General features: G+C 70.7%; 22 protein-coding genes and 1 pseudogene. 14 read left to right on the top strand and 9 right to left on the bottom strand.

All coding sequences use genetic code 11. The features are described from left to right. The 3 genes from egtB to H613_RS0113705 all read right to left on the bottom strand — a co-directional run bounded on the left by egtB (nucleotide 1) and on the right by H613_RS0113705 (nucleotide 3585). On the bottom strand, nucleotides 1-1314 hold the full coding sequence (gene egtB / locus H613_RS0113695) for an ergothioneine biosynthesis protein EgtB (protein ID WP_026924253.1): 1314 nt from the start codon (nucleotides 1312-1314) through the stop codon (nucleotides 1-3). Further along, nucleotides 1311-2549, bottom strand: a complete 1239-nt coding sequence (gene egtA, locus H613_RS0113700) for an ergothioneine biosynthesis glutamate--cysteine ligase EgtA (RefSeq protein WP_026924254.1) — start codon at nucleotides 2547-2549, stop codon at nucleotides 1311-1313. Before egtA ends, egtB begins: the two co-directional genes overlap by 4 nt. A 124-nt stretch (nucleotides 2550-2673) precedes the next feature. Continuing rightward, nucleotides 2674-3585, bottom strand: coding sequence for a sulfite exporter TauE/SafE family protein (locus tag H613_RS0113705; RefSeq protein WP_051393335.1), 912 nt, complete (start codon nucleotides 3583-3585; stop codon nucleotides 2674-2676). 187 nt (nucleotides 3586-3772) lie between these two features. Here H613_RS0113705 and mdh point away from each other — a divergent pair, with 187 nt between their 5' ends. The 3 genes from mdh (at nucleotide 3773) to H613_RS0113720 (ending at nucleotide 6830) form a co-directional block, all read left to right on the top strand. After that, complete coding sequence (gene mdh, locus H613_RS0113710) at nucleotides 3773-4723, top strand: malate dehydrogenase (protein ID WP_026924256.1); 951 nt, start codon at nucleotides 3773-3775, stop codon at nucleotides 4721-4723. Between the two features lie 102 nt (nucleotides 4724-4825). Next, nucleotides 4826-5572, top strand: a complete 747-nt coding sequence (locus H613_RS0113715) for a phosphatase PAP2 family protein (RefSeq protein WP_156926021.1) — start codon at nucleotides 4826-4828, stop codon at nucleotides 5570-5572. A 16-nt stretch (nucleotides 5573-5588) separates the two neighbouring features. Next, complete coding sequence (locus H613_RS0113720; RefSeq protein WP_026924258.1) at nucleotides 5589-6830, top strand: APC family permease; 1242 nt, start codon at nucleotides 5589-5591, stop codon at nucleotides 6828-6830. Between the two features lie 12 nt (nucleotides 6831-6842). On the opposite strand, the pseudogene H613_RS32620 reads toward H613_RS0113720, so the two are convergent. Beyond that, nucleotides 6843-7199, bottom strand: a pseudogene (locus H613_RS32620) (DUF3263 domain-containing protein); the annotation flags it as partial. Nucleotides 7200-7224: 25 nt separating this feature from the next. Next, complete coding sequence (locus H613_RS0113725; protein WP_026924259.1) at nucleotides 7225-8010, bottom strand: HAD-IIA family hydrolase; 786 nt, start codon at nucleotides 8008-8010, stop codon at nucleotides 7225-7227. A 150-nt stretch (nucleotides 8011-8160) separates the two neighbouring features. Here H613_RS0113725 and H613_RS0113730 point away from each other — a divergent pair, with 150 nt between their 5' ends. Next, entirely contained in the window at nucleotides 8161-8748 is a 588-nt protein-coding gene (locus H613_RS0113730) for a heme-binding beta-barrel domain-containing protein (protein WP_051393336.1), read from the top strand. Between the two features lie 6 nt (nucleotides 8749-8754). Here the strand turns inward: H613_RS0113730 and H613_RS0113735 are convergent, their stop codons facing one another. The 4 genes from H613_RS0113735 to H613_RS26495 all read right to left on the bottom strand — a co-directional run bounded on the left by H613_RS0113735 (nucleotide 8755) and on the right by H613_RS26495 (nucleotide 12143). After that, complete coding sequence (locus H613_RS0113735; protein ID WP_026924261.1) at nucleotides 8755-9168, bottom strand: type II toxin-antitoxin system VapC family toxin; 414 nt, start codon at nucleotides 9166-9168, stop codon at nucleotides 8755-8757. After that, nucleotides 9165-9404: a hypothetical protein gene (locus H613_RS0113740; protein WP_026924262.1), complete on the bottom strand. Its 240-nt coding sequence runs from the start codon at nucleotides 9402-9404 to the stop codon at nucleotides 9165-9167. Before H613_RS0113740 ends, H613_RS0113735 begins: the two co-directional genes overlap by 4 nt. A gap of 95 nt (nucleotides 9405-9499) precedes the next feature. Beyond that, complete coding sequence (locus H613_RS26490; RefSeq protein ID WP_156926022.1) at nucleotides 9500-9721, bottom strand: type II toxin-antitoxin system HicB family antitoxin; 222 nt, start codon at nucleotides 9719-9721, stop codon at nucleotides 9500-9502. A gap of 97 nt (nucleotides 9722-9818) precedes the next feature. After that, nucleotides 9819-12143: a DEAD/DEAH box helicase gene (locus tag H613_RS26495; RefSeq protein WP_245598557.1), complete on the bottom strand. Its 2325-nt coding sequence runs from the start codon at nucleotides 12141-12143 to the stop codon at nucleotides 9819-9821. A gap of 214 nt (nucleotides 12144-12357) precedes the next feature. Here H613_RS26495 and H613_RS0113755 point away from each other — a divergent pair, with 214 nt between their 5' ends. From H613_RS0113755 to rfbD, 10 genes are all read left to right on the top strand, one after another. Continuing rightward, nucleotides 12358-12717: an STAS domain-containing protein gene (locus H613_RS0113755; protein WP_245598558.1), complete on the top strand. Its 360-nt coding sequence runs from the start codon at nucleotides 12358-12360 to the stop codon at nucleotides 12715-12717. Continuing rightward, complete coding sequence (locus H613_RS0113760; RefSeq protein ID WP_051393337.1) at nucleotides 12714-13223, top strand: ATP-binding protein; 510 nt, start codon at nucleotides 12714-12716, stop codon at nucleotides 13221-13223. The genes H613_RS0113755 and H613_RS0113760 overlap by 4 nt, the downstream gene beginning before the upstream one ends. A gap of 218 nt (nucleotides 13224-13441) precedes the next feature. Beyond that, a complete protein-coding gene (locus H613_RS0113765; protein WP_026924265.1) occupies nucleotides 13442-15763 on the top strand; it encodes a sodium-translocating pyrophosphatase in 2322 nt (773 codons plus the stop codon). Nucleotides 15764-15942: 179 nt separating this feature from the next. Continuing rightward, on the top strand, nucleotides 15943-18702 hold the full coding sequence (gene topA, locus H613_RS0113770) for a type I DNA topoisomerase (RefSeq protein WP_035738111.1): 2760 nt from the start codon (nucleotides 15943-15945) through the stop codon (nucleotides 18700-18702). A gap of 190 nt (nucleotides 18703-18892) precedes the next feature. Next, nucleotides 18893-20101, top strand: coding sequence for a glycosyltransferase family 4 protein (locus H613_RS26500; protein WP_084546612.1), 1209 nt, complete (start codon nucleotides 18893-18895; stop codon nucleotides 20099-20101). 94 nt (nucleotides 20102-20195) lie between these two features. Continuing rightward, a complete protein-coding gene (locus tag H613_RS0113780) occupies nucleotides 20196-20891 on the top strand; it encodes a phosphocholine cytidylyltransferase family protein (protein ID WP_026924267.1) in 696 nt (231 codons plus the stop codon). Nucleotides 20892-20979: 88 nt separating this feature from the next. Then, nucleotides 20980-22701, top strand: a complete 1722-nt coding sequence (locus tag H613_RS26505) for a CDP-glycerol glycerophosphotransferase family protein (RefSeq protein WP_051393338.1) — start codon at nucleotides 20980-20982, stop codon at nucleotides 22699-22701. A gap of 201 nt (nucleotides 22702-22902) precedes the next feature. Then, on the top strand, nucleotides 22903-23970 hold the full coding sequence (locus H613_RS0113790) for a glucose-1-phosphate thymidylyltransferase (RefSeq protein ID WP_026924268.1): 1068 nt from the start codon (nucleotides 22903-22905) through the stop codon (nucleotides 23968-23970). Then, a complete protein-coding gene (rfbB, locus tag H613_RS0113795) occupies nucleotides 23967-24950 on the top strand; it encodes a dTDP-glucose 4,6-dehydratase (RefSeq protein ID WP_026924269.1) in 984 nt (327 codons plus the stop codon). The genes H613_RS0113790 and rfbB overlap by 4 nt, the downstream gene beginning before the upstream one ends. Continuing rightward, the gene (gene rfbD, locus H613_RS0113800) at nucleotides 24947-25831 is read left to right on the top strand and encodes a dTDP-4-dehydrorhamnose reductase (protein ID WP_026924270.1); all 885 of its coding nucleotides are present in this window, start codon (nucleotides 24947-24949) and stop codon (nucleotides 25829-25831) included. The genes rfbB and rfbD overlap by 4 nt, the downstream gene beginning before the upstream one ends. Nucleotides 25832-25841 lie beyond the last annotated feature (10 nt).

Here is a 25841-nt window from a genome sequence, read left to right on the forward strand (position 1 = left end):
TCAGACGGCGTCGCGGGCGGTGCGGAACCCGGCGAAGATCTGCCGCCGGACCGGGAAGTCCCAGTTGCGGAACGTGGCCCGCACCGCGTCGGGGTGCGTGGCGAACGAGCCGCCCCGCAGCACCTTGCTTCGCCCGTCGAAGTGCGCCGCCGAATAGCCCTCGTCCGGCAGGGCCCGGAAGCCCGGGTAAGGGGCGAAGTCCGAGGCGGTCCACTCCCACACGTCGCCGATCATCTGCCTCGCCCCGCACGGGGCCTCGCCCGCCGGATAGGACCCGGCCGGGGCCGGCTCCAGGAACGCCTGGCCGAGGTTCGCGCGCTCGGGATCGGGTTCGTCGTCGCCCCACGGGTAGCGCCGCGCCCACCCGGCCGCGTCCCAGGAAGCGGCCTTCTCCCACTCGGCCTCGGTCGGCAGGCGCCGCCCGGCCCAGCGGGCGTAGGCGTCGGCCTCGTACCAGCACACGTGCACGACCGGTTCGTCGCCGGGCACCGGCTCGGCGCGCCCGAAGCGCCGCCGCATCCACAACTCGCCCTCGTGTTCCCAGAACAGGGGTGCCGTGAGCCCGGCCTCCATCCGGTGCTCCCAGCCGTCCGGGCTCCACCAGCGCGGCTCGTCGTAGCCGCCGTCCGCGATGAAGTGCTGGAAGTCGGCGCAGGTGACCGGCGCGGCGTCGATCCAGAAGGCCGGCACGTCGACCGGATGCGCGGGCCGCTCGTTGTCGAGCGCCCGGTCGTCGCGGTCGGTGCCCATGATGAACGGCCCGCCCTCCACGTAGACCTCGCCGGGGAGATCGCCCGCGTCGACCGGCGCGGGGCCGGTCGCGGACAGGACGGCGGGGCCCTCGCGGAGCTGGTGGGTGGCGAGCATCGTCTCGCCGTGCTGGTGCTCGTGCTGGGCGGTCATGTGGAAGATGAAGGCGCCGCGCAGCAGCACCGCGTCGGTCAGCTCCACCGTCGCGAGGACGTCGACGGTCCGGGCCCGGACGGCGGCGATGTACTCGCGGGCCTCGGCCGGGCGCAGCAGCGGCAGCTCGGGGCGCTCGGCCCTCGGGTGCTCGAACGCGTCGTAGAGCCCGTCGAGGCCGGGCCGCATGGCCGCCCGGCCGCCGACGCCGCGGACGAGCCAGATCTCCTCCTGGTTGCCCACGTGCGCCAGGTCCCACACCAGCGGCGACATCAGCGGCGAGTGCTGGGCGAGCAGCTCGTCGTCGCCGAGGCACGCCGTCAGCGCCAGGGTGCGGTGGCGCGCGGCGTCGAGCGAGTCGAGCGCGCGCGTCTTGGCCGCGTCGACCCGATCGGCGGTGCGGTGCGTCATGACGGCACCTCCTGGGAGGCGGCGGCGAGCCGGTCGTCGGCCGGGCAGCGGCCGCGCTCGACGTAGCGGGCCGCGAAGCCGCGCACCGCGGTGCGCACCCGCGCCGGAACATCGGCGCGGTCGAGCGCGGCCCCGGCGGCCGCGAAGCACGCCTCGGCGGCCGCGCGCAGCGCGGGATCGGCCAGGCCGTCCCTGGCGGCCCGCTCCCAGACCTGCCACGGCGGGTGGCCGCCGCCGTCGATCAGCGGCTCGGTGGCCTCCCAGGCCGCGACCGAGGCGGCCGGGTCGTCGAACAGTGCCCACGCGAGCGCCAGCGGCACCGTCCAGTCCTCGCCCGGTTGCGCGTCGATCATGCGCAGCTCCAGCCAGCCGCGCGGGCGCACCGGCGGGAACAGCGTCCCCAAGTGGTACCGCAGGTCGTCCATGGTGGGCCCGCGCTCGGCGCATGCCCCGCGCAGCCAGGACCGGAATGTCAGGCCCGGCGGCGGGTCCCACGGCTCGGGCACCTCGCGCCTGAAGCACAGCACGCCCGCGTCGAGTGCGTACCGCGTCCACGCCGCCCGCGGGTCGCCGCCGCCCTCGACGGGCCGGGTGCGGGTCCGGTCGAGTCGCCACCACATCGTCTGGCGCGTCGACTTCCATCCGGACGGCCGCCCCTCCAGCGTCGGCGAGTTCGCGAACGAGGCGTTCAGGACCGGCCCGAGGCGGTGCGCCAGCGCCCAGCGCCGCCGCCAGCCCAGGACCCCGTCCTCCTCGCCGGCGTCGAGGTTGACCTGGATGGAGGCGGTGCCGCACATCAGCGTGTACGCGGCCTGCTTGTCGGTGTAGTAGGCCTCCATCGCCCGGTACCTGGGGTCGTCGACGACGATGACCGGCGGGCGGTGGTCGACGCCGCCGCCCTCGATCACGAGCCCGTGCCCGGCGAGTGCCGCCGCGATCACAGCCAGGTCCGAGCGGACGTCCGCGACGCACGCGGCCAGGCCCTCGGCCGGGTGCGAGCTGAGCTCGACCTGCCCGCCCGGCTCCCTGGTGACGCGGCCGCCGCGCGGCAGCGGATCGGCCTCCAGCGGCACGACGACCGACTCCGAGACCTCGCTGCCGACGGGCGCGGCGGCGTCGCCGGCGAACCGGAGCAGCCATTCGAGCTCCACGCCGACCAGGTGCGGCCGTCCGGCGGTGAAGCAGTGCTCACCGATGTAGGTTTCGGCCTCGGCCTCTGACAGCTCCGCGCTCATAGCACTCACCTCTGCGGCAATTCCGTCGATGTCGCGCCGCGCGGGGCCCCGTTCGGGGCTCGTGCGCATGCGCTCGGCCGAATCGGCAGGTACCCCCCGTGCGGGGAAGTAATCGCGGCGCCGGTCAGGCTTCGGCGCGGGCCGGCTCGGGCGCGGCCTCGGGAGCCGCCTCGGCGGCCGGTGCGCCGTCGCTGTGGCGGGACGGGCCGACCAGGACGGCGACCCAGACCAGGGCCAGTGCCAGGTAGACGAGGGCCACGAGCTGCCACGCCAGGCCGAAGCCGCCCAGCAGCGTCCGCAGGTTCAGGGCCACGACCAGCATCCCGATCGTGGAGCCGAGTTTCGCGGTGGGGATCTTGCGCGTCAGCCACGCCGCGATGGGGGCCGCGATCACGCCGCCGACGGCCATGCCGACGACCAGCGGCCACAGCACCGTCAGGCTCGAAGGCAGCGCCCACCAGAATCCGAGCACGGCCGCCGAGGAGGCGGCCACCTGCGCGGTCGACACCGAGCCGACGATCTGGTGCGGGGCCAGGCGCGAGGTGGAGAGCATGATCGGCATCGTCACCGGGCCCCACCCGCCGCCGCCGACGGCCGCGAGGAACCCGCCGACCAGGCCGGTGGGGACGGCGAGGATGCCGCCGGAGGGGCCGATGCCGGTGGACTTGCCCTTGACGAAGCGCCACACGATGGCCGCGCCGAGCACGACGAGGATGGAGCTGGTGACCGGGGTGGCCGCGTCCAGGTGCGTCAGCGACGCCAGGGCCCACGCCCCGGCGAAGCCGCCGAGCGCGCCGGGGACGCCGAGCTTGACCGCGGTCGGCCAGTGGACGTTGCGGAACTTGTGGTGGGAGACGGCGCTGACCGCGCCGGTGGCGATGGTGGCGACGTTGACCGAGGCGGAGGCGACCGCGGGGGCGATGCCCAGGCCCAGCATGAAGGTCATGGTGATCGTCCCGAAGCCCATGCCGAGGCTCCCGTCGACCAGCTGGGCGACGAAACCGGCCGCACCGGCGATGATGGCGGTCGTCAGCACTGGGGGCTCCCTACGGTCTCCTGCGTTCCGCCAATAGTCCACTTAACTAGTAGGAGTTGTCAACTACCGTCCATTGGGCGGGACGCGGCGCCGTGCGTAGCCTGAGCCACGAGACCGAGGGCCGAATGAACATCACATGCCCGCGGCCATAGCGTGACACTGTAGTCCCTATGCAGAGGAGCATCTTATGGGTAAGAAAGTCACGGTCGTAGGCGCCGGGTTCTACGGCTCCACCACCGCCCAGCGTCTGGCCGAGTACGACGTGTTCGACGAGGTCGTCCTCACCGACATCGTCGAGGGCAAGCCCGAGGGACTGGCGCTCGACATGAACCAGTCCCGCTCCATCGAGGGCTTCGAGACCAAGGTCGTCGGCGCCACCACCGACAACGAGGGCGGCGGCTACGAGGCGACCGCGAACTCCGACATCATCATCATCACCGCGGGCCTGCCCCGCAAGCCCGGCATGAGCCGCATGGACCTGCTCGAGGTCAACGCGAAGATCGTCCGCGGCGTCACCGAGCAGCTCGTCGCGAAGTCGCCCGAGGCCGTCATCATCGTCGTCTCGAACCCGCTCGACGAGATGACCGCGCTCGCGCAGCTCGCCTCCGGCTTCCCCAAGCACCGCGTCCTCGGCCAGGCCGGAATGCTCGACACCGCGCGCTTCACCAACTTCGTCGCCGAGGAGCTCGGCGTCAAGGTCGGCTCGGTCACGACCCTGACCCTCGGCTCCCACGGCGACACCATGGTCCCGGTGCCGAGCCAGTCCTCTGTGGATGGCAAGCCGCTCGCCGACCTGCTCCCCGCCGACAAGATCGAGGAGCTCGTCACCAAGACCCGCAACGGCGGCGCCGAGGTCGTCGCCCTGCTCAAGACCGGCTCGGCCTACTACGCCCCCTCGGCCGCCGCCGCCCGCATGGCCAAGGCCGTCGCCACCGACTCCGGCGACGTCATGCCCGTGTGCGCCTGGGTCGACGGCGAGTACGGCATCAGCGGCGTCTACCTCGGCGTCACCGCCAAGATCGGCGCCGAGGGCATCAAGGAGGTCGTCGAGACCCCCCTGAGCGACACCGAACTGGCCAACCTCAAGGAGGCCGCCGAGGCCGTCCGCGCCAAGCAGGCCGACATCGCCGACCTGTGAGAGCCGTGATCGAGCGGCGCGGAGTGGTCGCACTGCGTGTATTTCGCGCCGCCGCACGATATCGGATCGGCCTCGACGGTGACGCTCGCTAGGCTTACGGCCGTGACCGCCGTAGCCCAACGCCACACCCGGGTCCCCCCGGGCGCGTGGACGCCGTTCATGGTCAGGCGACCGCGCTCGTGGGGACTCGAGATCGCCATGGCCGCGGCGTTCCTCGCCCTCTCGGCGCTGCTGGTGTGGCCCTCGGCCGTCGTGGAGCTCGACGTGCACCTGCGGGACCTCTCCGACGCCAACCGGCCCCACTGGGCCTACCTGATCGCCGTCAACACCAACAAGCTCGGCCAGGGCGGCCTGCTCGGCGGCATCGCGCTCGGACTCAGCGCGATCATCGCCTACCGGCTGCGCACCGTCCGCCCCATGATCGCGTTCCTGGTCGTCTACGGCATGACCGGCTCGGTCCTGGTCGTCAAGTACGTGCTCACCCGCGTCTACCCGCACTGGCCCGACATCGGCTCACCTCCGTACGCCACGGTCGAGCAGGCCACGCTGTTCACCACCCTGGAGCCGTTCGGCGCCTACCCCTCGGGGCACGTGCTCAACACGATCGTCTGGTACGGCTACTTCGTGTTCCTCCTCGGCGCGCACCTGGAGACGTGGCAGCGGCGCCTGCTGCTGCTCGCGCCGCCGCTGATCGTGGCCGTCTCGACCACCTACCTGGGCTACCACTGGCTGACCGACGCCGTCGGCGGCTTCCTCGTCGGCGTGATCATCATCCGCGTCGTCCAGCGCATCCGATGGGAGACAGTCGAATTGCCGACATGGCTCGAACCGGAGAAACGATATCGCTAGACGGTACCTTTAGGGCATGCCCGCGCAGCCGTCGCAAACCCGGCCACCCCCGCCCCTCAGACGCCACCTCGGACTGCCTTCGGCGATCGTCATCGGGCTCGCCTCGATGCTCGGCGCCGGCGTCTTCTCCGTGTGGGGACCGGCCGCCGCGGCCGCCGGATCCGGGGCCGCGCTCCTGGCCGCCCTCGCCGTCGCCGGACTCCTGGCCTACTGCAACGCCGACTCCTCGGCGCGCCTGGCCGCGATCTACCCGCAGTCCGGCGGGGCCTACGTCTACGGCACCGAGCGCCTCCACCCGGCCGCCGGATTCGCCGCCGGATGGGGCTTCCTGGTCGGCAAGACCGCCTCGGCCGCCGCCATGGCCCTGACCTTCGGCCACTACCTGCTGCCCGAGTACCACCGGGCGCTCGCCGTCGCCGTCGTCGTCGCGCTGTGCGCGGTGAACCTGCTGGGCGTCAAGAAGACCGCCGTGGCCGCCGCGGTCTTCGCGAGCGTCACCGTCGGCGTCCTGGCCGCCGTCGTCATCGCCGGGTTCACCGGTCCCGCGGCCGCCCAGCACCTCGGCCGGACGCACCCGTGGGGCGTGCTGACCGCGGCCGGGTTCATCTTCTTCGCCTTCGCCGGGTACGCCCGCATCGCCACGCTCGGCGAGGAGGTCAAACGCCCCGAGCGGACCATCCCGCGGGCGATCCCGATCGCCCTGGCGATCACCTTCGCCCTCTATGCGACCGTCGCGGCCGCGGCCCTGTACGTCCTGGGCACCGGGACCCTCGCCGGATCCGAGACGCCCCTGGCCGACCTCGCCGCCGCCGGGGCCCCCGCCCTCGAACCGCTGGTCTCGGTCGGCGCGGGCATCGCCGCGGCGGGCGTCCTGCTGAGCCTGCTGGCCGGGATCGCCCGCACCGCGCTCGCGATGGCCCGCGACCGCCGCCTGCCCGGCGGCCTGGCCGCCGTCTCCGATCGGTTCGCCGCCCCGTGGGCGGCCGAGCTCACCGCGAGCACCGCGGTCCTCGTCGTCGTCGCCACCCTCGACCTGGCCGGGGCGATCGGCTTCTCCAGCTTCTGCGTCCTGATCTACTACGCGGTGGCCAACGGCTCGGCGGCCACGCTGGGCGGGCGCAGTCCGGTGCCGTGGGTCGGCCTGGCCGGGTGCCTGCTCATCGCCGTGAGCCTCCCGGCGCCCGCCGTCCTCGGCGGCATGGCCACCTTCGCGGTCGGTGCGGTCTGGTACCTGGTCAGCGAGCGAGCGCGCCGCTAATCGGGCGTTCCTGCGGTGGTCGCGCGCGGCACGGAGCCGCCGGACGACCGCGGGCTGCTCGGCGGCCGCCCCCGGGTGGTCGATCAGTCGCGCCAGCTGCTGGTAGTACTGCTCGGGCGTCAGCTCCAGCTCGTCGGCGATCGCCTGCGTCTTGGCTCCGGAGGCGCGCCACCAGCGGGCCTCGAACGCCAGGATCCGCTGCTCGAGACCGGTGAGCCTCGTCTCCGGCTCGCGCGCGCCACCGGACGGCCCGCCCGCCGGCTCGGCGGTGGCCCGGACGGCGCCGGTCGCCGTCCCGGGGCCGTGCGGCACGGGCGCCTCGTCCGCCGCCCGCGCCGAGGCATGGGTGTGGGTGCTGATGGGAGGCATGGTCGCTCCTAACGCGGTCGGCTCCTCATTCAATCCAATCGATGAGATCCGCCACCGAATCCTTCACGTGGTTCGGCCGGAAGGGGTATTTCTCGACTTCATCCATGGTGTCAGTGACCCCCGACAAAACCAGGACCGTCTCCAGGCCCGCCTCCAGGCCCGAGAGCACGTCGGTGTCCATCCGGTCGCCGATCATGACCGTCGTCTCCGAGTGCGCCTCGATCCGCCGCAGGGCGTTGCGCATCATCAGCGGGTTCGGCTTGCCCACGAAGTACGGGTCGGCGCCGGTGGCCTCGGAGATCATGGCCGCGACCGCGCCGGTCGCCGGCAGGATGCCCTCCAGGGACGGGCCGGTGGCGTCCGGGTTCGTGGCGATGAACCGCGCCCCGGCCTTGATCAGCCGCACCGCCGTGGTGATCGCGCCGAAGTCGTAGCGGCGGGTCTCGCCGAGCACCACGTAGTCGGGGCGGTAGTCGGTGAGCACGTAGTCGATCTCGTGCAGCGCCGTCGTCAGCCCCGCCTCGCCGATGACGTACGCCGAGCCCGCCGGGCGCTGGGAGTGCAGGAAGTCCGCGGTGGCCATCGCCGAGGTGTAGATCGAGGACTCCGGGACGGTCAGGCCGGAGTTCTTCAGGCGCACATGCAGATCACGCGGGGTGTAGATCGAGTTGTTGGTGAGCACGAGGAACCGCTTCCCCGCCGTCTGCAGCTTCTCGATGAGTTTGTTGGCCCCGGGCACGGGGACCCCCTCGTGGACGAGCACGCCGTCCATGTCCGAGAGCCAGGAATCGAACGGTCCAGGTGTATCCATGGTCAACATCTTGCCATCGCATGATCGAAACGACGAGTCGCGGACGTAAAGTGGGGCCGTGGAGACGGCAATGACCGCCGTGCTCGTCATCGCGTCCGGCGCGCTGGCGGGCGTTTTCGGCTATTGGACGATCAGAACGGGGAGGAACCGATGAACGGCGAGGTGCCCGCGGAGTTCGCATCGACCTATGAGCAGGTCGAGCCCTATCCCTTCGAGGAGACCGCCGACCTGCGCAGCGGTCCGAGCCTGCATGACGACCTGGTGCCGCTGCTGCCCCTGGTCGGCCTGTGGCGGGGCCGCGGGCAGGGCGGCTATCCCGGCAGCGAGGACTTCATGTACGCCCAGGAGGTCCGCTTCGCGCACGACGGGCGGCCGTTCCTGCGCTACGACGCGCGCTCGTGGGTCGTCGACGAGGACGGCAAGCCGGTGCGCCCGGCGGCCCGGGAGACCGGCTGGTGGCGCATCGTCGCGGGCCAGGACCCGGCGCGTCCCGAGGTGGAGGTGATGCTGGCGCACCCGACCGGCATCCTCGACCTGTACTACGGTCACGTGGACGGCACGAAGATCGAGCTCGCCACGGACGCGGTGGTGCGCAGCCCCCAGACCAAGGAGGTCACGGCCGCCAAGCGCCTGTACGGGATCGTGGAGGGCGCCCTGATGTACGCCGTCGAGATGGCCGCCGAAGGCCACCCGCTGAGCCCCCACCTCTCGGCGCGCCTTGACCGAGTAGAGGGCTGACCCCGGCTACGACATCGGCGGCGTGATGAACTCGCATTTCGGTCCGTGACTCCGAGTCAGTCGGAGATCAGCGGTCAGCAAGGGCGCCCGACGCCATTCGGCTACCGCGACATAGGAGGCGTCGTACGCGGTGACGCTGTCGCGGAGCTTCCAGATTCGGTTGGCCACCAGCGAAAACGGTTCGAGGCGGATTGCCATGTCTTGAAGGTCTTGGAAGGCGAGGTTCGCGGCGGTCTCGTCCAAGGCGCCTTGTCGGCGCCCTCGCCGGAGGATGTTCGTCACTTCGTAATGCAACATCTCCGAGGAGAACAGCTGCTTGCCCAGCATTTGGGCGGCGAACCACTTGCCGCGTTCGCCGGGCGTGGTGAGCTGTGCGACCACCGCTGACGCATCCACGATGAGAGCGGGGGAGTCCGTCATCGACGATCCGCGTCGCGGGCTTCGAGGATGTCCTCGATCGTCATGCCGGAACCGGAGGCATCAACCCGCTCGCGCGCGCGCATGATGACCAGATCGAGCGGTGGGTGCGCGACGATGTTCTCGATCTCGCTGAGCATGAACTCCTGAAGCGACTGCGACTGGCGGGCGGCTCGCGCCGCCAGTTCGGCCCGCCATTCCTCGGGAATGTGCCTGATGGTCATGCTGATCTCGCTCATGCAAGCATTTTAGCAGCATTGGCTGCATGTTGACATCAAGACACTCTGAGGTGCGCTGTGGAGAAGGCCGCCGAAGGCAAACCACTGAGTTCCACCTATCGGCCCGCCGCGACCGAGTCGACGCCGCCGGTACCGACCTCACTCAAAGCGACCTGCACGGTCTCGATCGGGGCGTCGAGGACCGTGGCGATGAGGTCCCGCGCCATGTATTCGGCATCGGCCCAGTCCTCGCCCTGCGTGACCGCGCCCCTGAGGCGCGGGACCGCGACAACCCATCCGCCTTCGGACGCCGCCTCGGCAATCGCGCTGTACCGCATGTCGAACCTCCTCTGCCTGTCAGAACAGGATCTCTGAGCCTGCTCGAACACCGGCGACACGTGTCGGGAATCGGACAGCGTTGCGAGACACCTTCGGTCAGAAATCGCCGGGCCAGAGGTCGTCTTCCTCTTCTGCCTCTGTGGGTTTTGCGGCCTCGATCACCGTCGGCTCCCTGCCGTCGTCCGCTTCCAGGACCACGCCCAGGACCTGAATGCTTCCCGCCTTGTCGAGCGGCTCGTTGCCGTTGCCGCACTTCGGGCTCTGGATGCAGCTGGGGCATCCCGCCTTGCAGTCGCACGCGTCGATCGCGTCCCTCGTCGCGCCCAGCCAGTCCGTCCACTTGCGGAACGCCTGCTCGGCGAAGCCCGCCCCGCCCGGGTGGCCGTCGTAGACGAACACCGTCGGCAGCTCCGTGTCCGGGTGCGCCGCCGTCGACAGGCCGCCGATGTCCCACCGGTCGCACGTGGCGATCAACGGCAGCAGCCCGATCGAGGCGTGCTCGGCCGCGTGCAGCGCCCCCGGCAGGTCCCCCACCCCCACCAGCGCCTCCGGCTCGACCGTCCACCACACCGCCACCGTCCGCAGCGTCTGCGGCGGCAGGTCCAGCGCCTGCGTGTCGATGACCTCCCCGGTCGGGATGCGCCTGCGCTGGTAGGAGATGACGTTCGTGGTCACCTCCACCTCGCCGAGGCACAAGGTCACCGCGCCCATCTCGCGGATCTGGCGCGTGCCGAGGATCTCCAGGTGCGTGATCTCCTGCGCGCTGGTCGTCCACGGCGGCTTCGCCGCGTGCACCAGCGCGATCCCGTCGTCCAGGTCCAACTCGTCGACCAGGAACGACTCGCCCTGGTGCAGGTACAGCGCCCCGTTGTGCACGAGCCGGTGCGACGCGGCCGCGTCCACGGTGCCGATGAGCCGCCCCGTCGCGGTCTCCGCGATGTCGATGCCCATCGGCCCCGAGCCCCGCAGCGTCACCTCCGGCCGCTCCGAGCCGACCCAGTAGTAGCGCCCGCCCGGTCTGCGGCGCAGCAGCCTCCGCTCGCACAGCTCCTCGGCCACCTCGCGGCTGCCCGGGATCGACGCCAGGTCCGCCTCGCGCAGCGGCAGCTCCTCGGCGGCCAGGCACAGGTGCCCGGCCAGCACGTACGGGTTCGACGGGTCGCACACGCTCGCCTCGACCGGCCGCTCGAAGATCGCCTCCGGGTGGTTGACCAGGTACGTGTCGAGCGGGTCGTCCTTGGCGAGCATGATCGCCAGCGCCTCGGTCTCGCCCCGCCCGGCCCGCCCGATCTGCTGCCAGAACGAGGCCAGGCGCCCCGGGTAGCCGCACAGCACGACCGCGTCGAGCCCGGTGACGTCGATGCCGAGTTCGAGCGCGTTCGTGGTGGCCACGCCGAGCAGGCGCCCCTCGCGCAGGTCGGCCTCCAAGTCCCTGCGGTGCTCGCGCAGGTATCCGGCCCTATAGGCGGCGATGCGCTCGGCCGCCGGGTCCGCGCCGAGCCGCGACTTCGCCTCGGCCGCGACGATCTCGGCCCCGCGCCGCGACGGCACGAACGCCAGCGTGCGGACGCCCCGCTGCGTGAGCTGGGCGAGCATCCGCGCGGTCTCCGAGAGCGTCGAGGCCTTCTGCGGCTCGCCTTCGATCAGGTGCGTCTCGGGCTCCCACAGCGCGATGCTCGCGCCCGGCGACGGCGAGGAGTCGACGGTGACCTGCATCGCGGGCCGCCCGGTCAGCGTCGACAGCGACGCGGCCGGGTCGGCGGCCGTCGCCGAGGCCGCGATGACCGTCGGCGAGGCGCCGTAGTGCTCGGCCAATCGCAGCAGCCGCCGCAGCGTGAGCGCGACGTGCGCGCCGAACACGCCCCGGTAGATGTGGCACTCGTCGACCACGACGTACTTGAGGTTCCGCAGCAGCGATCTCCAGGCGCGGTGGCGCGGCAACAGCGAGTGGTGGACGAGGTCGGGGTTGGAGAACACGAGGTTCGCGAACCGCTGCGCCCACTGCCGGTGCTCGTACGGCGTGTCGCCGTCGACGATGGCCGGGACGAGGCCGTCGACGTCGAACTCGCCGACGGCTCTGGCCTGGTCGGCGGCGAGCGCCTTCGTCGGCGCCAGGTAGAGCGTGCGGCCCTCCCCGTCCAGCACTGCCTCGCTCAGGACCGGCAGCAGGTAGGCGAGGCTCTTGCCCGACGCGGTCCCGGTGGCGACGACGACGTCGCGGCCTTCGAACGCGTGCGTCGCGGCCTCGGCCTGGTGCGGCCACAGCCGCACGATCCCGGTATCGGACAGCGCCGCCCGCACCTCGCCCGGCACCCACTCGGGCCAGTCGGCGTGCGCCGAGCGGCGCGGCGGGACGCGCCTGAGGTGGCGAAGCCCTTCGTCGTCCGCGCCCAGTGCGCTGATCAGCCGGTCCGATGACACGGCGTCAATGATGCCGCAGCGCTCCGACACCCGGCGCGCTCGGCCGGACCGATCGACGGCTCGCAAGCGGTGACGCGCGGCTCACCGGCGCCTGCGCCGACGCGGCGTCGCCGAGCGTGTTCGGGAGCATACTTCGGCTCAGTGCTCCCGACACGCACCCATGTCGGAGGCAGTACGCTATGCGCCAGGACACAACAAGGCCTTGGGAGAGCGCGTGAGGGGATCATCCAGTGACGGAGCGCCCGAACCGGAGCTGGGACTTAGCCTGTCCGCAGTCGGCGCTTACTCGGTCATCTCGGTGACCGGGGAGATCGACATGTACACGGCGCCGAAGCTGCGCGAGGCCGTCAGGCAGCTCGCCGCCGAGGGCCGCATGCTCGTGGCCATCGACCTGACGCCCACCGAGTTCTGCGACTCGACCGGCCTGGGCGTGCTCATCGGGGCCCGCCGCAGGCTCACCGACGCGGGCGGTGCGCTGGTGGTGGTCTGCTCCAATCCCCGCATCAGCAAGCTCCTCGACCTGACCGGCCTGGACAAGGTGCTCGATGTCCGGGAAGCGGTGCCCAGCGAGTGAACGCCTCCAAGCACGAACACCGCGCTGAACCGGTGACGGTGCGGTTCGCGTTCACGCCCGCCGCCGCCTACGTCCGCGCCGCGCGCCTCGTCGCCGCCGACGTCGCCTCGCACGCCGGGGTCGTCACCGGGCTGCTCGACGAGGTCCGCCAGGCCGTCGGCGAGGCATGCACCCGAGCGGTCCTCAGGCACCGCGACAGCCAGATCGATGATCTTGTGCGCATCGAATTTTCGATCGGTGATCGTTTCGTTGCGAAAATCACCGATAACGCGCGCGATATGCGCGCGCGATCGGAGGGCCGTCGCGCCCCCGTCGCCCACGGCGGCGATGCGCGCCCGAACGATCACGATGCGCTCGAAGAGGACACCCTCTCCGAGGAGATCACGCTCATCGTCCTCGGCGGCCTGGTCGAAGACCTGGTAGTCACCGGTCCCGACAGCGAGAACGGCACCACGGTCTCCATGAGCTGGCCCCTGCCCGGCGGCCCTCAGTCCGCCGATCACTGAACGCGACCCGTCCCGCGCCGCCCGCAGTGACCGACCCCACTCGCAAAGAACTCACATCGTTACACTCCGCACGTTATGTCAGACGCGCCGCCGCGCACCGCCACGCACTACTGCGTCCAGTGCCAAAGCGCGCCCCCGAACGCCGCTCCGCCACGCGCGGGCGGCCTTCACCGAACCGCACGCGCGCGCCGCGCGCAGCCAGTCTCTGGAGGAACAACATGCATACGTTGCTCGCCAACGGCGACGAGAGCGTAGGCCAACTCGACGGCTCCAACATGAGCCTCGTGGTCGTGGCCGCCGTACTCGCGCTGGTAGCGCTGGGAAGCGCCGCCGCACTGGTCAAGAGCATCCTCGGCGCGGGCACCGGCACCGACAAGATGCGCGAGATCGCCGGAGCCGTCCAGGAGGGCGCCTCCGCGTACCTGCGCCGCCAGTTCCGCACGCTGGGGATCTTCGTGGTCGTCGCCGTGGTCCTGCTGTACCTGCTGCCGGTCGGCGAGGGGGTCGGGACCGACGTCCGCATCGGCCGCAGCCTCTTCTTCGTGTTCGGGGCCGGGTTCAGCGCCTTCATCGGCTGGGCCGGCATGAGCCTGGCGACCCGCGCGAACGTCCGCGTCGCCGCCGCGGCCCGCGAAGGCAAGCCCATCGGCGCGATGCACCTGGCGTTCCGCACCGGCGGCGTGGTCGGCTTCCTCACCATCGGCCTGGGCCTGCTCGGCGCCGCCATCGTGGTCCTGGTCTACAAGTCCGACGCGCCCGTCGTCCTGGAGGGCTTCGGCTTCGGCGCCGCCCTGCTGGCGATGTTCATGCGCGTCGGCGGCGGCATCTTCACCAAGGCCGCCGACGTCGGCGCCGACCTCGTCGGCAAGGTCGAGCAGGGCATTCCCGAAGACGACCCGCGCAACGCCGCCACCATCGCCGACAACGTCGGCGACAACGTGGGCGACTGCGCGGGCATGGCCGCCGACCTCTTCGAGTCCTACGCCGTGGTCCTGGTCGCCAGCCTCATCCTCGGCCGCACCGCCTTCGGCGAGACCGGTCTGGTCCTGCCGCTCATCGTGGCCTCCGTCGGCATCGTCTGCGCCCTCGTCGGCGTCATCATCACCCGCATGCGGGCCTCCGACGCCTCCGGCCTCACCGCCATCAACCGGGCCTTCTACATCTCCGCGGCCATCTCCGCGGTGCTCACGGCCGTCGCCGTCCTCGCCTACGTCCCGGCCGACTGGGCCGACCTCGGCACCGACGTCAACGCCGGGGACATCCCGGTCAACCCGCAGGTCCTGGCCATCGTCGCCGTCATCATCGGCATCGTGCTCGCCGCGGCCATCATGGCGCTCACCGGCTACTTCACCGACACGCGCTACAAGCCCACCAAGACGGTCTCGGCCTCCACGCGCACCGGCGCGGCCACGAACATCCTCTCGGGCTTCTCGCTCGGCCTGGAGTCCGCCGTGTACTCGGCGCTGCTCATCGCCGGTGCCGTCCTGGGCGCCTACCTGCTCGGCGGCGGCGACATGATGGTGAGCCTGTTCGCCGTCGCGCTCGCCGGCTGCGGCCTGCTGACCACCGTCGGCGTCATCGTCGCGATGGACACCTTCGGCCCGATCAGCGACAACGCGCAGGGCATCGCGGAGATGAGCGGCGACGTCGACGGCCCCGCGGCCCAGACGCTCACCGACCTCGACGCGGTCGGCAACACCACCAAGGCCATCACCAAGGGCATCGCGATCGCCACGGCCGTGCTGGCCGCGACCGCCCTGTTCGGCTCGTACACCCAGGCCGTCAGGGAGAAGGGACTCGTCGGCGCCCAGCTGCTCGACGCGCTGAACATCGCCGACCCGGCCAACATCGTCGGCTTCATCATCGGCGCTTCGGTGGTGTTCCTGTTCTCCGGCCTGGCCATCAACGCCGTGGCCCGCTCCGCCGCCGCGGTCGTCACCGAGGTCCGCTCCCAGTTCGCCCGCTTCCCGGGCATCATGACCGGCGAGCAGCGCCCCGAGTACGGGCGCGTGGTCGACATCTGCACCCGCGACGCCCAGCGCGAGCTCATCACGCCGGGCCTGTTGGCCGTGACCGCGCCGGTCATCGTCGGCTTCGGCCTCGGCGTCGGCCCGCTCGCCGCCTACCTGGCCGGCGCGATCGCCACCGGTGTGCTCATGGCGATCCTCCTGGCCAACTCGGGCGGCGCCTGGGACAACGCCAAGAAGGACGTCGAGGACGGCCACCACGGCGGCAAGGGCTCCGACGCCCACGCCGCGGCGGTCATCGGCGACACCGTCGGCGACCCGTTCAAGGACACCGCCGGTCCGGCCATCAACCCGCTGATCAAGGTCATGAACCTGGTGGCGCTCATCATCGCCCCGGCGGTCGTGATCGCCACGGTCGGCGACGACGCCTCGCCCGCGATCCGCGCGGCCGTCGCGGGCGCGGCCCTGCTCGTCCTCGTCATCGCGATCGTGGTCAGCAAGCGCCGCTCGGCGGTGGTGGAAGCGGGGGAAGACCGCGCCGAGGAGGAGCTTGAGACCGTGAACGTCGGTTAGCGCTCCGCCTCAGGGCAAATGCGATGTGAGCCCCGGTCCCGTTCGACGGATGCGCGAGTCGCGCGTTCGGATCGGGCCGGGGCACACGCATACTCAGGGGACGAAGCCGTGAAGCGTGAGCTACGGTAACGAATCGAGTGCAAATCTTCGAATCCCCTAGTGCAGATCTCCGAGTGAAGGTGGGAGCAGTGGCCGACCTCAAGCGCCTGGTCATCGTCGAGTCCCCGGCGAAGGCCAAGACGATCTCCTCATACCTCGGCCCCGGCTACATCGTCGACTCCTCGCTCGGGCACATCCGCGACCTGCCCCGCAGCGCCAAGGAGATCCCGAAGAAGTACAAGGACAAGCCCTGGTCGCGCCTCGGTGTCGACGTCGACAACGACTTCGCCCCGCTCTACATCGTCAACCCCGACCGGCAGGCCCACGTCAAGAAGCTCAAGGGCTACCTCGCCGAGGCCGACGAGCTCTACCTCGCCACCGATGAGGACCGCGAAGGCGAGGCCATCGCCTGGCACCTGCTGGAGACCTTGAAGCCGAAGATCCCGGTCAAGCGCATGGTCTTCCACGAGATCACCCCGCAGGCCATCGCCGACGCCGCCGCCAACCCGCGCGAGCTCAACCAGGACCTCGTCGACGCCCAGGAGGCCCGGCGCATCCTCGACCGCCTCTACGGCTACGAGGTCAGCCCGGTGCTGTGGAAGAAGGTCATGCCGCGCCTGTCGGCCGGGCGCGTCCAGTCCGTCGCCACCAGGGTCGTCGTCGAGCGCGAGCGGGCCCGCATGGCCTTCCACGCGGCCGACTACTGGGACGTCACCGCGCGCCTGGCCACCGGTGACGAGCAGGTCTTCAAGGCCTCGCTCATCGCCGTCGACGGCGACAGGATCGCCGGAGGCAAGGACTTCGACCCGGCCACCGGCCGGGCGAAGGGCAATGTCGTCCACCTCGACGAGGCGGGCGCGCGCGGCCTGGCCGAGCGGCTCTCCGGCCGCGAGTTCACCGTGGTCAAGGTCGACAGGAAGCCGTACCGCCGCCGTCCCTACGCCCCGTTCATCACCTCGACGCTCCAGCAGGAGGCCGGGCGGAAGCTGCGGCTGTCGAGCGCCCAGGTCATGCGCGTCGCCCAGCGGCTCTATGAAAACGGTCACATCACTTATATGCGGACCGACTCGACGAACCTGTCGAACACCGCCGTCGACGCCGCCCGCGCCCAGGCCGCCGAGCTCTACGGCGCCCAGTACGTGCCGGCCGAGCCGCGGCGCTACTCCCGCAAGGTCAAGAACGCGCAGGAGGCCCACGAGGCCATCCGCCCCGCCGGGAACCGCTTCAAGACCCCGAACCAGCTCAAAGGCCAGCTCACCGCCGAGGAGCACCGGCTCTACGACCTGATCTGGCGGCGCACGCTCGCCTGCCAGATGGTCGACGCCACCGGCAACTCGACGTCGGTGCGCGCCCGCGCCGCCACCGCGGCCGGGGAGGAGGCCGACTTCGGCGCCTCCGGCAAGACCATCACCAACCCGGGCTTCCTGCTCGCCTACGTCGAGTCGATCGAGGAGGGCGACGCCGACGACGCCGAGAAGCGCCTGCCCGAGCTCGCCGAGCGCCAGCGCCTGAGCGAGCGGGGCCTGGAGGCCGCCGGGCACACCACCCAGCCGCCCGCCCGCTACACCGAGGCCAGCCTCGTCAAGGCCCTCGAGGACCGCGGCATCGGCCGCCCTTCGACGTACGCCTCGATCATGCAGACCATCCAGGACCGCGAGTACGTGTTCAAGCGCGGCCAGGCCCTCATCCCGACGTTCCGGGCGTTCGCCGTGATCGGCCTGATGGAGCGGCACTTCCCGCGCCTGGTGGACTACGACTTCACCGCCGGGATGGAGGACGAGCTCGACGAGGTCGCCGGCGGCGAGGAGCAGCGCGTCGAGTTCCTGCGCAAGTTCTACTTCGGCGGCGAGGACAAGGAGGGCACCGTCGCCGCCTCGGGCGGGCTGCGCCGCATGGTCGAGGAGGAGCTCGGCAGGATCGACGCGCGCGGGGTCAACTCGATCCCCCTCTACACCGACGAGCAGGGCCGCAGGGTCGTGGCCCGCGTGGGCCGCTACGGGCCCTACCTCGAGCGGACCACGCCCGAGCAGGCCGAGGCGGGCGAGCCGGGGGAGCGCGCCTCGATCGAGGAGTCGCTCGCGCCCGACGAGCTGACCCGCGCCAAGGTCGAGGAGACCTTCGAGCTCGCCGCCGCCGAGGGCGAGCTGGGCGCCCACCCCGAGACCGGGGAGCCGGTCTACGCCAAGACCGGCCGGTTCGGGCCGTACGTCACCAGCGGCGAGAAGTCCTCGTCGCTGCTGACCGGCCAGAAGCTCGCCGAACTCACGCTCGACGACGCGCTCAAGCTCCTGTCGCTCCCACGGCTGGTCGGCAAGGACGACGACGGCGAGGAGATCCGCACCGGGCTCGGCCCGCACGGCCCCTACGTCAAGAAGAACCGCGAGTTCCGGTCCCTCGAATCGGAGGACCAGCTGTTCACCCTCACCCTCGACGAGGCGAAGAAGCTGCTCGCCCAGCCGAAGACGCGGGGGCGCCAGCGCGCGCAGACGCTGCTCAAGGAGCTCGGCCCCGACCCGGTGACCGGCAAGGAGGTCACGCTCAAGGACGGGCGCTTCGGCCCGTACGTCACCGACGGGGAGACGAACGCGAGCATCCGCAAGACCGACACGGTCGAGGCCATGACGATCGACCGGGCCGCCGAGCTGCTCGTGGAGCGGCGCGAGAAGGTCGCCGCGGGCGGCGGAGCCCCCAAGAAGAAGGCGGCCAAGAAGACCGCCGCGAAGAAGACCGCGGCCAAGAAGACCGCCAAGAAGTCCACCGCGAAGAAGACCGCCAAGAAGACGGCCAAGAAGTCCACCGCGAAGAAGGCCGCGAGGAAGGCCCCGGATTCCGGCGAGTGAGCCCGGCGCCGCCCCGCGCGCGTTGCACCGCCGGTATTCGGCCGACGGGCCAGTATCGTGGTGTACGCACCAGGCGGAGCGCCCATGCGCGGCGTGGGCCGTGTACGCGGGCCCGGATCCGGGTACGCCCTCCGCGGGCTGGCCCAGCCCCGTCTCGGTCGCACTTCACTGGGGGAGCGGATCACACATCATGCGAATCGCGTTTCTCGTCCGCGGTGTCTGGGGCATCGGCGGGACCATCAGGACCACGATCAACACGGCGGAAGCCCTGGCCGAACGCGGCCATGAGGTGACCCTCGTGTCCTGCATCCGCAACAAGGAGCACCCCGACTTCCCGATCGACCCCCGGATCGCGGTGCGGTCCCTCTGGGACGTCAGGGAGCCCGCCGGCGGCGGCGAGGCACTGTCGTCCCTGGACAGGCTCCGCGGTCGGCGGCCGTCGTACCTCGACGCCGACCACGTGAACAACATGAAGGAGTCCTCGGCGCTGCTCGACCACCGGGTCAAGCGGTTCTTCCGCGAGGTCGACGCCGACATCGTCGTCACCACGCAGGTGACGCTCAACCTCTACGCCGCCAGGTACGCCCGTCCGGACACGGTCGTGGTCGCCCAAGAGCACCTCTTCCTCGACAACTACAAGCCCCCCGTCCGGCGGCGCATCCTCGTCGAGTACCGGCACTTGAGCGCGATCGTCACCATCACCGAGACCGACGCGAACGCCTACCGCGACGCCCTGGGGGAGCACGCCGGCCTGGTCGAGGTCATTCCGAACTCCATCCCCGCCAACCCGCGCGGTCCCTCGCCGCTGACCGAGCCGGTGATCATGGCCGCCGGCCGGCTCACCGGCGCGAAGGGCTTCAGCACCCTCGTCGAGGCGTTCGGCGAGATCGCCCATCGGTATCCCGAGTGGAGCGTCCGCATCTACGGCCGCGGCCCCGAGCGCAAGCGGCTCCAGCGGCTCATCGGCGAGTACGGCCTGCGGGCCCGCATCAAGCTCCCGGGGCCCGTCTCACCGCTCGACGAGGAGTGGCACAAGGCCTCCATAGCGGTGATGACCTCGCATCGCGAGGCGTTCGGCCTCGTCCTGGTGGAGGCCATGGCGGCCGGGATGCCCGTCGTCTCCACCGCCGCCGAGCCGGGGCCGGTCGACATCGTCACCGACGGGGTGGACGGCCTGTTCGTCGAGCCGGGGAACGCCGAGCGGCTCTCCGAGGCGCTGGTGCGCCTCATGGACGATCCGCGGTTGCGGCACAGTCTCGCCGCGGGCGCCCGGGCCACCGCCCGCGCCTACGAACCCGAACAGGTCGTCGCCATGCATGAACAGCTGTTCGAACGCCTGGTCAGGGCCGGTGGGCGGGCGCATGCGGGGCTTCCCCGCGCGGGAAACAGTCGATTGTAGCCAGTATATGCACTGCTCATAAGCCGTTTCTCAATTGCCTGTTTAGATATGTAAACTACTGAAATACCGCAGATTGAATTGAAGGATGGCGACCATGTCCACGAACATCGTGATCTTGGCGGCGGGGGTCGGCTCGCGGCTCGGCAGGCCGCATCCGAAGCCCCTGACGCCGCTGAACACCGGCGAGACCATCCTCGGCCGCGCGCTCCGCCTGCTCACCTCCCGGTTCAGCCGCCACTCGATCCACCTCGTCGTCGGCTTCAAGAAGGAGATGATCATGGAGGAGGTGCCCGACGTCGGCTTCATCTACAACCAGGCCTACGGCGACACCAACACCTCCAAGAGCCTGCTGAAGGCCTTCAACATCCTCGGCCCCGGCGGGGTGCTGTGGCTCAACGGCGACGTCGTGTTCGAGCCGCAGGTGCTCGACCTGCTGCTGCCGCACATCGCCATGGACCGGTCGTTCATCAGCGTCAACACCGCCAAGGTCTCCGACGAGGAGGTCAAGTACACGCTCGGGGCCGACGGGTACGTCAGCAAGCTCTCCAAGACGATCGCCGAAGGCGCGCTCGGCGAGGCCGTGGGCATCAACTACGTCTCGGCCGACGACCGCGCCGTCGTCGCCAAGCGCCTCGCGGAGGTCGACGACCAGGCGTACTTCGAGGCCGGCATCGAGGCCGCCATCGAGAAGGACGGCCTGAAGTTCGAGGCGGTCGGCATCTCCCAGCACCAGGTCATCGAGGTCGACTTCGCCGAAGACCTCAACAACGTCAACCGGCACTTCAAGTAGGCCGACACCGGCCCACCGCCGATCGGGGGCCTGCGCCCGGCACGCCGCGCAGGCCCGGCGACGGGCCATCCCAGGGGGGCACAGCGAGTTGAAGAGACTGCTCAAATCCCGATCCGCCCGGCTGAACCTGCTCGCGGTGGCGGCCGTCATCTCGGCCGTGGCGCTGACCGGCATGTCGTGGCCGACGTTCCTGCTCGCCGCCGTCGTCTTCGGGACGATCGCGTGGCGCAACCGCGGCGGCCTCGCCTCGATGCGGATCGCGCGCATCCTCACCTCGCTCGCCGTGCTCATCGAGGTCTGGATCGCCGACGGCGCCGACCGCGCGCCGATGCTGGCCGCCGGGGTGCTCATCACCTGCTACTTCGCCTACGCCGACATCGTGGCGAAGGCCCTCAACATCGCCTACCTGCAGACGGCGCACCTGGAGGTGCACCGGAGCCGGCGGCAGCGGCTCGCCTCCCCGCCGACGATCGCGACGCTCATGAACCTCCTGGCCGTCGTCTACGTGCTGGCCGCCGCCGCCCCGGCCACGGCCGCCTCCGACGCGGTCTTCCTCGCCGTGGTGCTCGCCGCCTTCGCCTGGACGGCCGCCGCCGTGGCCGGGAACTACCTGCGGCGCCGCCGGGAGCCGCACCCGGTCGACGCCAGCGTCATGGACGCCGTCGAACGGCTCGCGCCGAAGTTCGTCGTGCACTTCGCGGGGGCGCACGCCTCCGAGTACCAGCTCCAGATGTGGCTGCCCTACTTCGAGCAGGTCGGCGACCCCTACATGATCATCGTCCGGGACCGCTACCTCTTCAACGGCGTCGCCGCGCGGACCGAGGCCCCGATCGTGCGCGTGCCCGCGCAGTCGGTGCTCGACAAGCTGCTGCCCGAGAGCGTCGGCTCCTGCTTCTACGTGAACCACGCGGTCAAGAACGCGCAGATGGTCAAGCTCGACAAATACGTCCACGTGCAGCTCATGCACGGCGACTCGGACAAGCCCATCAGCCGCAGCCCGGTCTCGCAGATGTACGACCGCGTCTTCGTCGCCGGCCAGGCCGGCGTCGACCGCTACCACCGGCACGGCGTCGACATCCCCGCCTACAAGTTCCGCAGGATCGGCCGCCCCCAGCTGCACGAGATCCAAGTCGGGCCGCGCCCGGGGGAGCCCGACGCGCCGCCCACCGTCCTGTACACCCCCACTTGGGCCGGGCTGACCAGCGACGTCGACTACTCGTCGCTGAGCGAGGGCAGGCGCATCGTCGAGGCGCTGCTCCGCCGAGGGGTGCGGGTCATCTTCCGCAGCCACCCGTACACGGCCTCCAACAAGGCCTACATGGAACTCGTCGAGGAGATCCGGGGCCTCATAGCCGCCGACGCGGCCGCGACCGGACGGGACCACTGGTGGGGGCCGAGGGCCGAGTCCCAGGTGACGCTCACCGAGTGCGTCAACGCCGCGGACGCCGCGATCTCCGACATCAGCGGCACCGCCTCGGACTGGCTCTACTGCGGCCGGCCGCTGGCGATGACCGATCCGCGCGGCATCGGCGAGGCATACCTCGAGGAGTTCCCGCTGGCGCGGGCCGCCTACCTGCTCGAACCCGGCGCGGGCAACATCGAGGAGGTCCTCGACGAGCTGCTCGTGAGCGATTCGCTCGCCCCGCTCCGCGCCGAGGTCCGCGAGTACTACCTCGGCGACATCGCCCCCGAGGACCTCGTCGACGTCTTCCGCCGCGCCGTCAAGGCCACCTACGACCCCGCGGACCGGGACGTGCCGGAGGCCGCCCCGCCGAGTGATGCGGCATCGAAGCTCCTGGACCGGCGATGAGACCCCCGGATCGGCCTCCGCGGGTGCACGCCCGCCGGCACGGCGGGTAGCACCGGACCGGGCACCGCCGGACGAAGGCCGCGCAGTGTTTCATCCGCGGCGCGGACGCCGCCGCACCACCCCAAGACCACCGTCCGTGAGCTGCCCAACGGCGGAACATCGCCAAAGGCGGCGAAAGCGTGAGCTGTTAAAGTGTCGTTCATGAAGGCTCTTGTACTTTCCGGTGGAGCGGGTACCAGGCTGCGGCCGATCACGCATACTTCGGCCAAGCAGTTGGTGCCGGTGGCGAACAAGCCGGTGCTGTTCTACGGGCTGGAGGCGATCGCCGAGGCGGGGATCACCGAGGTCGGCATCGTCGTCGGTGATACCGCCGAGGAGATTCGCGCCGCGGTCGGCGACGGTTCCGAGTTGGGCATCGAGGTGACCTACATCCCCCAAGAGGCGCCGCTCGGTCTGGCGCACGCGGTCCTGATCGCCGAGGACTTCCTGGGCGAGGACGACTTCGTCATGTACTTGGGTGACAACTTCATCGTCGGCGGCATCTCGGGCCTGGTCGATGAGTTCCGCGCCGATCGGCCCGACGCCCAGATCCTGCTTACGCAGGTCTCCAATCCCAAGGCGTTCGGTGTCGCCGAGCTCGACGAGCACGGCAAGGTGATCGGCCTGGAGGAGAAGCCCGCGCATCCCAAGAGTGATCTGGCGCTGGTCGGCGTCTATCTGTTCACGCCCGCCATCCATGAGGCGGTGCGCTCGATCGAGCCGTCGTGGCGCGGTGAACTCGAGATCACCCATGCGATCCAGTGGCTCATCGAGCGGGACTTGCACGTCCGTTCCACCACGATCTACGGGTACTGGAAGGACACCGGCAATGTCACCGACATGCTCGAGGTCAACCGGACGGTGCTCGAGACGCTGGAGCCCGCACTGGACGGTGAGGTCGACGAGGCGTCCGAGATCATCGGCCGGGTCCAGATCCATCAGACGGCGAAGGTCTCGGGCTCGCGCATCGTCGGTCCCGCGATCATCGGCCCGGGTGCGGTCATCAACGATTCCTATGTGGGTCCGTTCACCTCGATCTCGGAGAACTGCCGCATCGAGGACGCGGAGGTCGAGTACTCGATCCTCCTCAAGGATTCCTCGATCGTCGGCGTGCGCCGCGTCGAGGCGTCCCTGATCGGCAGGAACGTCGAGATCACCCCCGCCCCCAGGGTTCCGGCGGCCCATCGACTCGTCATCGGCGACTACAGCAAGGTGCAGATCTCTTCATGACCACGAAGATCCTCGTGACCGGCGGCGCCGGTTTCATCGGCTCGCACTATGTCCGCACCCTGCTCGGCCCCGAGGGGCCGGGGGACGTGGCGGTCACCGTCCTCGACAAGCTGACGTACGCGGGCAACCCCGCGAACCTTGATGCGGTCCGCGGCCACGCCGCCTTCGCCTTGGTCGAAGGCGACATCTGCGACGCCGACCTGGTCGGTAGGCTCATGGCCGAGCACGACGAGGTGGTCCACTTCGCGGCCGAGTCCCACGTCGACCGGTCGATCGACGGGGGCGCCGAGTTCGTGCGCACCAATGTGGTCGGGACGCACACGCTCATCGACGCCGCTCACCGGTCGGGCATCGACGTGTTCGTGCACGTCTCGACCGACGAGGTCTACGGATCGATCGACGAGGGCTCCTGGCCCGAGACCGACCCGCTCGCGCCGAACTCGCCCTACTCGGCGTCCAAGGCCTCCAGCGATCTCATCGCCCTTTCCTACCAGCGCACCCACGGCCTCGACGTGCGCGTCACCCGCTGCTCCAACAACTACGGGCACCACCACTTCCCCGAGAAGGTCATCCCCCTGTTCATCACGAACCTGCTGGACGGCAAGCGGGTCCCGCTCTACGGCGACGGCGGCAACGTCCGTGACTGGCTGCACATCGACGACCACGTCCAGGGCATCGAACTGGTCCGCACCAAGGGCCGCGCCGGCGAGATCTACAACATCGGCGGCGGCACCGAGCTGTCCAACAAGGAGCTGACGCAGCTCCTCCTCGACGCCTGCGGCGCCGACTGGGACTCGGTCGAGTACGTCACCGACCGCAAGGGCCACGACCGGCGGTACTCGGTGGACTGCACCAAGATCGGCACCGAGCTCGGCTACGAACCGAAGAAGGACTTCAAGGTCGGCCTGGCCGAGACCGTCCAGTGGTACCGCGACCACCGCGACTGGTGGGAGCCGCTGAAGGACAAGGCCGCGCTGTGAGCACCTGGTTGATCACCGGCGGCGCGGGCATGCTCGCCAGGGACGTCGCCGCCCGCCTCGAATCCGAAGACGCGAACGTGGTCGTCCTGTCCCGCAAGGAACTCGACATCACCGACCCCGGTTCGGTCGCCGCCGCCGTCGCCGAGCACGCCCCCGCCGTGGTGGTCAACTGCGCGGCATGGACCGCCGTGGACGACGCCGAGGAGCAGGAGCCCGCCGCCCTCGCCGTCAACGGCGACGGGCCCCGCAATCTCGTCGAGGCCTGCGCCGCTTCCGGAGCGGTCCTGCTCCAGGTCTCCACCGACTACGTCTTCGCTGGGGACGACGCGTCCCCGTACGGCGAGGACCACCCCACCGGGCCCAAGGGCGCCTACGGGCGGACCAAGCTCGCCGGCGAGCGGGCCGTCCTCGACCTGCTGCCCGAGACTGGCTACGTCGTCCGCACCGCCTGGCTCTACGGGGCCGGCGGCGGCAACTTCGTGCGCACCATGATCAAGCTCGAAGGCGTCAAGGACACCCTGGACGTCGTCGACGACCAGCGCGGCCAGCCGACCTGGACCGTCGACCTCGCCGACAGGCTCGTCCGCCTCGGGCTCGGCGCGCTCGCCGGCACCGCACCCGCCGGGGTCTACCACGGCACCAGTTCCGGGGAGACCACCTGGTTCGGTCTCACTCGGGAGATCTTCCGGCTCCTCGGCGCCGACACCGACCGGGTCCGACCCACCACCAGCGAGGCCTTCAAACGCCCCGCTCCCCGCCCCGCCTACAGCGTCCTCGGACACGACCGCTGGAAGGAAGCCGGGATCGAACCCATCAGGGACTGGGACGAAGCCCTCGCGGAGGCCTTCCCGGCGTTGCTCGCTGCCGAACGCGGGGCCTGAACGCCGAGCT

Source organism: Glycomyces arizonensis DSM 44726 (assembly GCF_000482705.1).
GTDB classification, from domain to species: domain Bacteria; phylum Actinomycetota; class Actinomycetes; order Mycobacteriales; family Micromonosporaceae; genus Glycomyces; species Glycomyces arizonensis.

Coding starts and splice junctions, on each gene's coding strand:
- egtB (WP_026924253.1), bottom strand. CDS start 1,314: ATGACGCACCGCACCGCCGATCGGGTCGACGCGGCCAAGACGCGCGCG.
- egtA (WP_026924254.1), bottom strand. CDS start 2,549: ATGAGCGCGGAGCTGTCAGAGGCCGAGGCCGAAACCTACATCGGTGAG.
- mdh (WP_026924256.1), top strand. CDS start 3,773: ATGGGTAAGAAAGTCACGGTCGTAGGCGCCGGGTTCTACGGCTCCACC.
- H613_RS0113720 (WP_026924258.1), top strand. CDS start 5,589: ATGCCCGCGCAGCCGTCGCAAACCCGGCCACCCCCGCCCCTCAGACGC.
- H613_RS0113725 (WP_026924259.1), bottom strand. CDS start 8,010: ATGGATACACCTGGACCGTTCGATTCCTGGCTCTCGGACATGGACGGC.
- H613_RS0113730 (WP_051393336.1), top strand. CDS start 8,161: ATGAACGGCGAGGTGCCCGCGGAGTTCGCATCGACCTATGAGCAGGTC.
- H613_RS0113735 (WP_026924261.1), bottom strand. CDS start 9,168: ATGACGGACTCCCCCGCTCTCATCGTGGATGCGTCAGCGGTGGTCGCA.
- H613_RS0113740 (WP_026924262.1), bottom strand. CDS start 9,404: ATGAGCGAGATCAGCATGACCATCAGGCACATTCCCGAGGAATGGCGG.
- H613_RS26490 (WP_156926022.1), bottom strand. CDS start 9,721: ATGCGGTACAGCGCGATTGCCGAGGCGGCGTCCGAAGGCGGATGGGTT.
- H613_RS0113765 (WP_026924265.1), top strand. CDS start 13,442: ATGCATACGTTGCTCGCCAACGGCGACGAGAGCGTAGGCCAACTCGAC.
- H613_RS26500 (WP_084546612.1), top strand. CDS start 18,893: ATGCGAATCGCGTTTCTCGTCCGCGGTGTCTGGGGCATCGGCGGGACC.
- H613_RS0113780 (WP_026924267.1), top strand. CDS start 20,196: ATGTCCACGAACATCGTGATCTTGGCGGCGGGGGTCGGCTCGCGGCTC.
- H613_RS0113790 (WP_026924268.1), top strand. CDS start 22,903: ATGAAGGCTCTTGTACTTTCCGGTGGAGCGGGTACCAGGCTGCGGCCG.
- rfbB (WP_026924269.1), top strand. CDS start 23,967: ATGACCACGAAGATCCTCGTGACCGGCGGCGCCGGTTTCATCGGCTCG.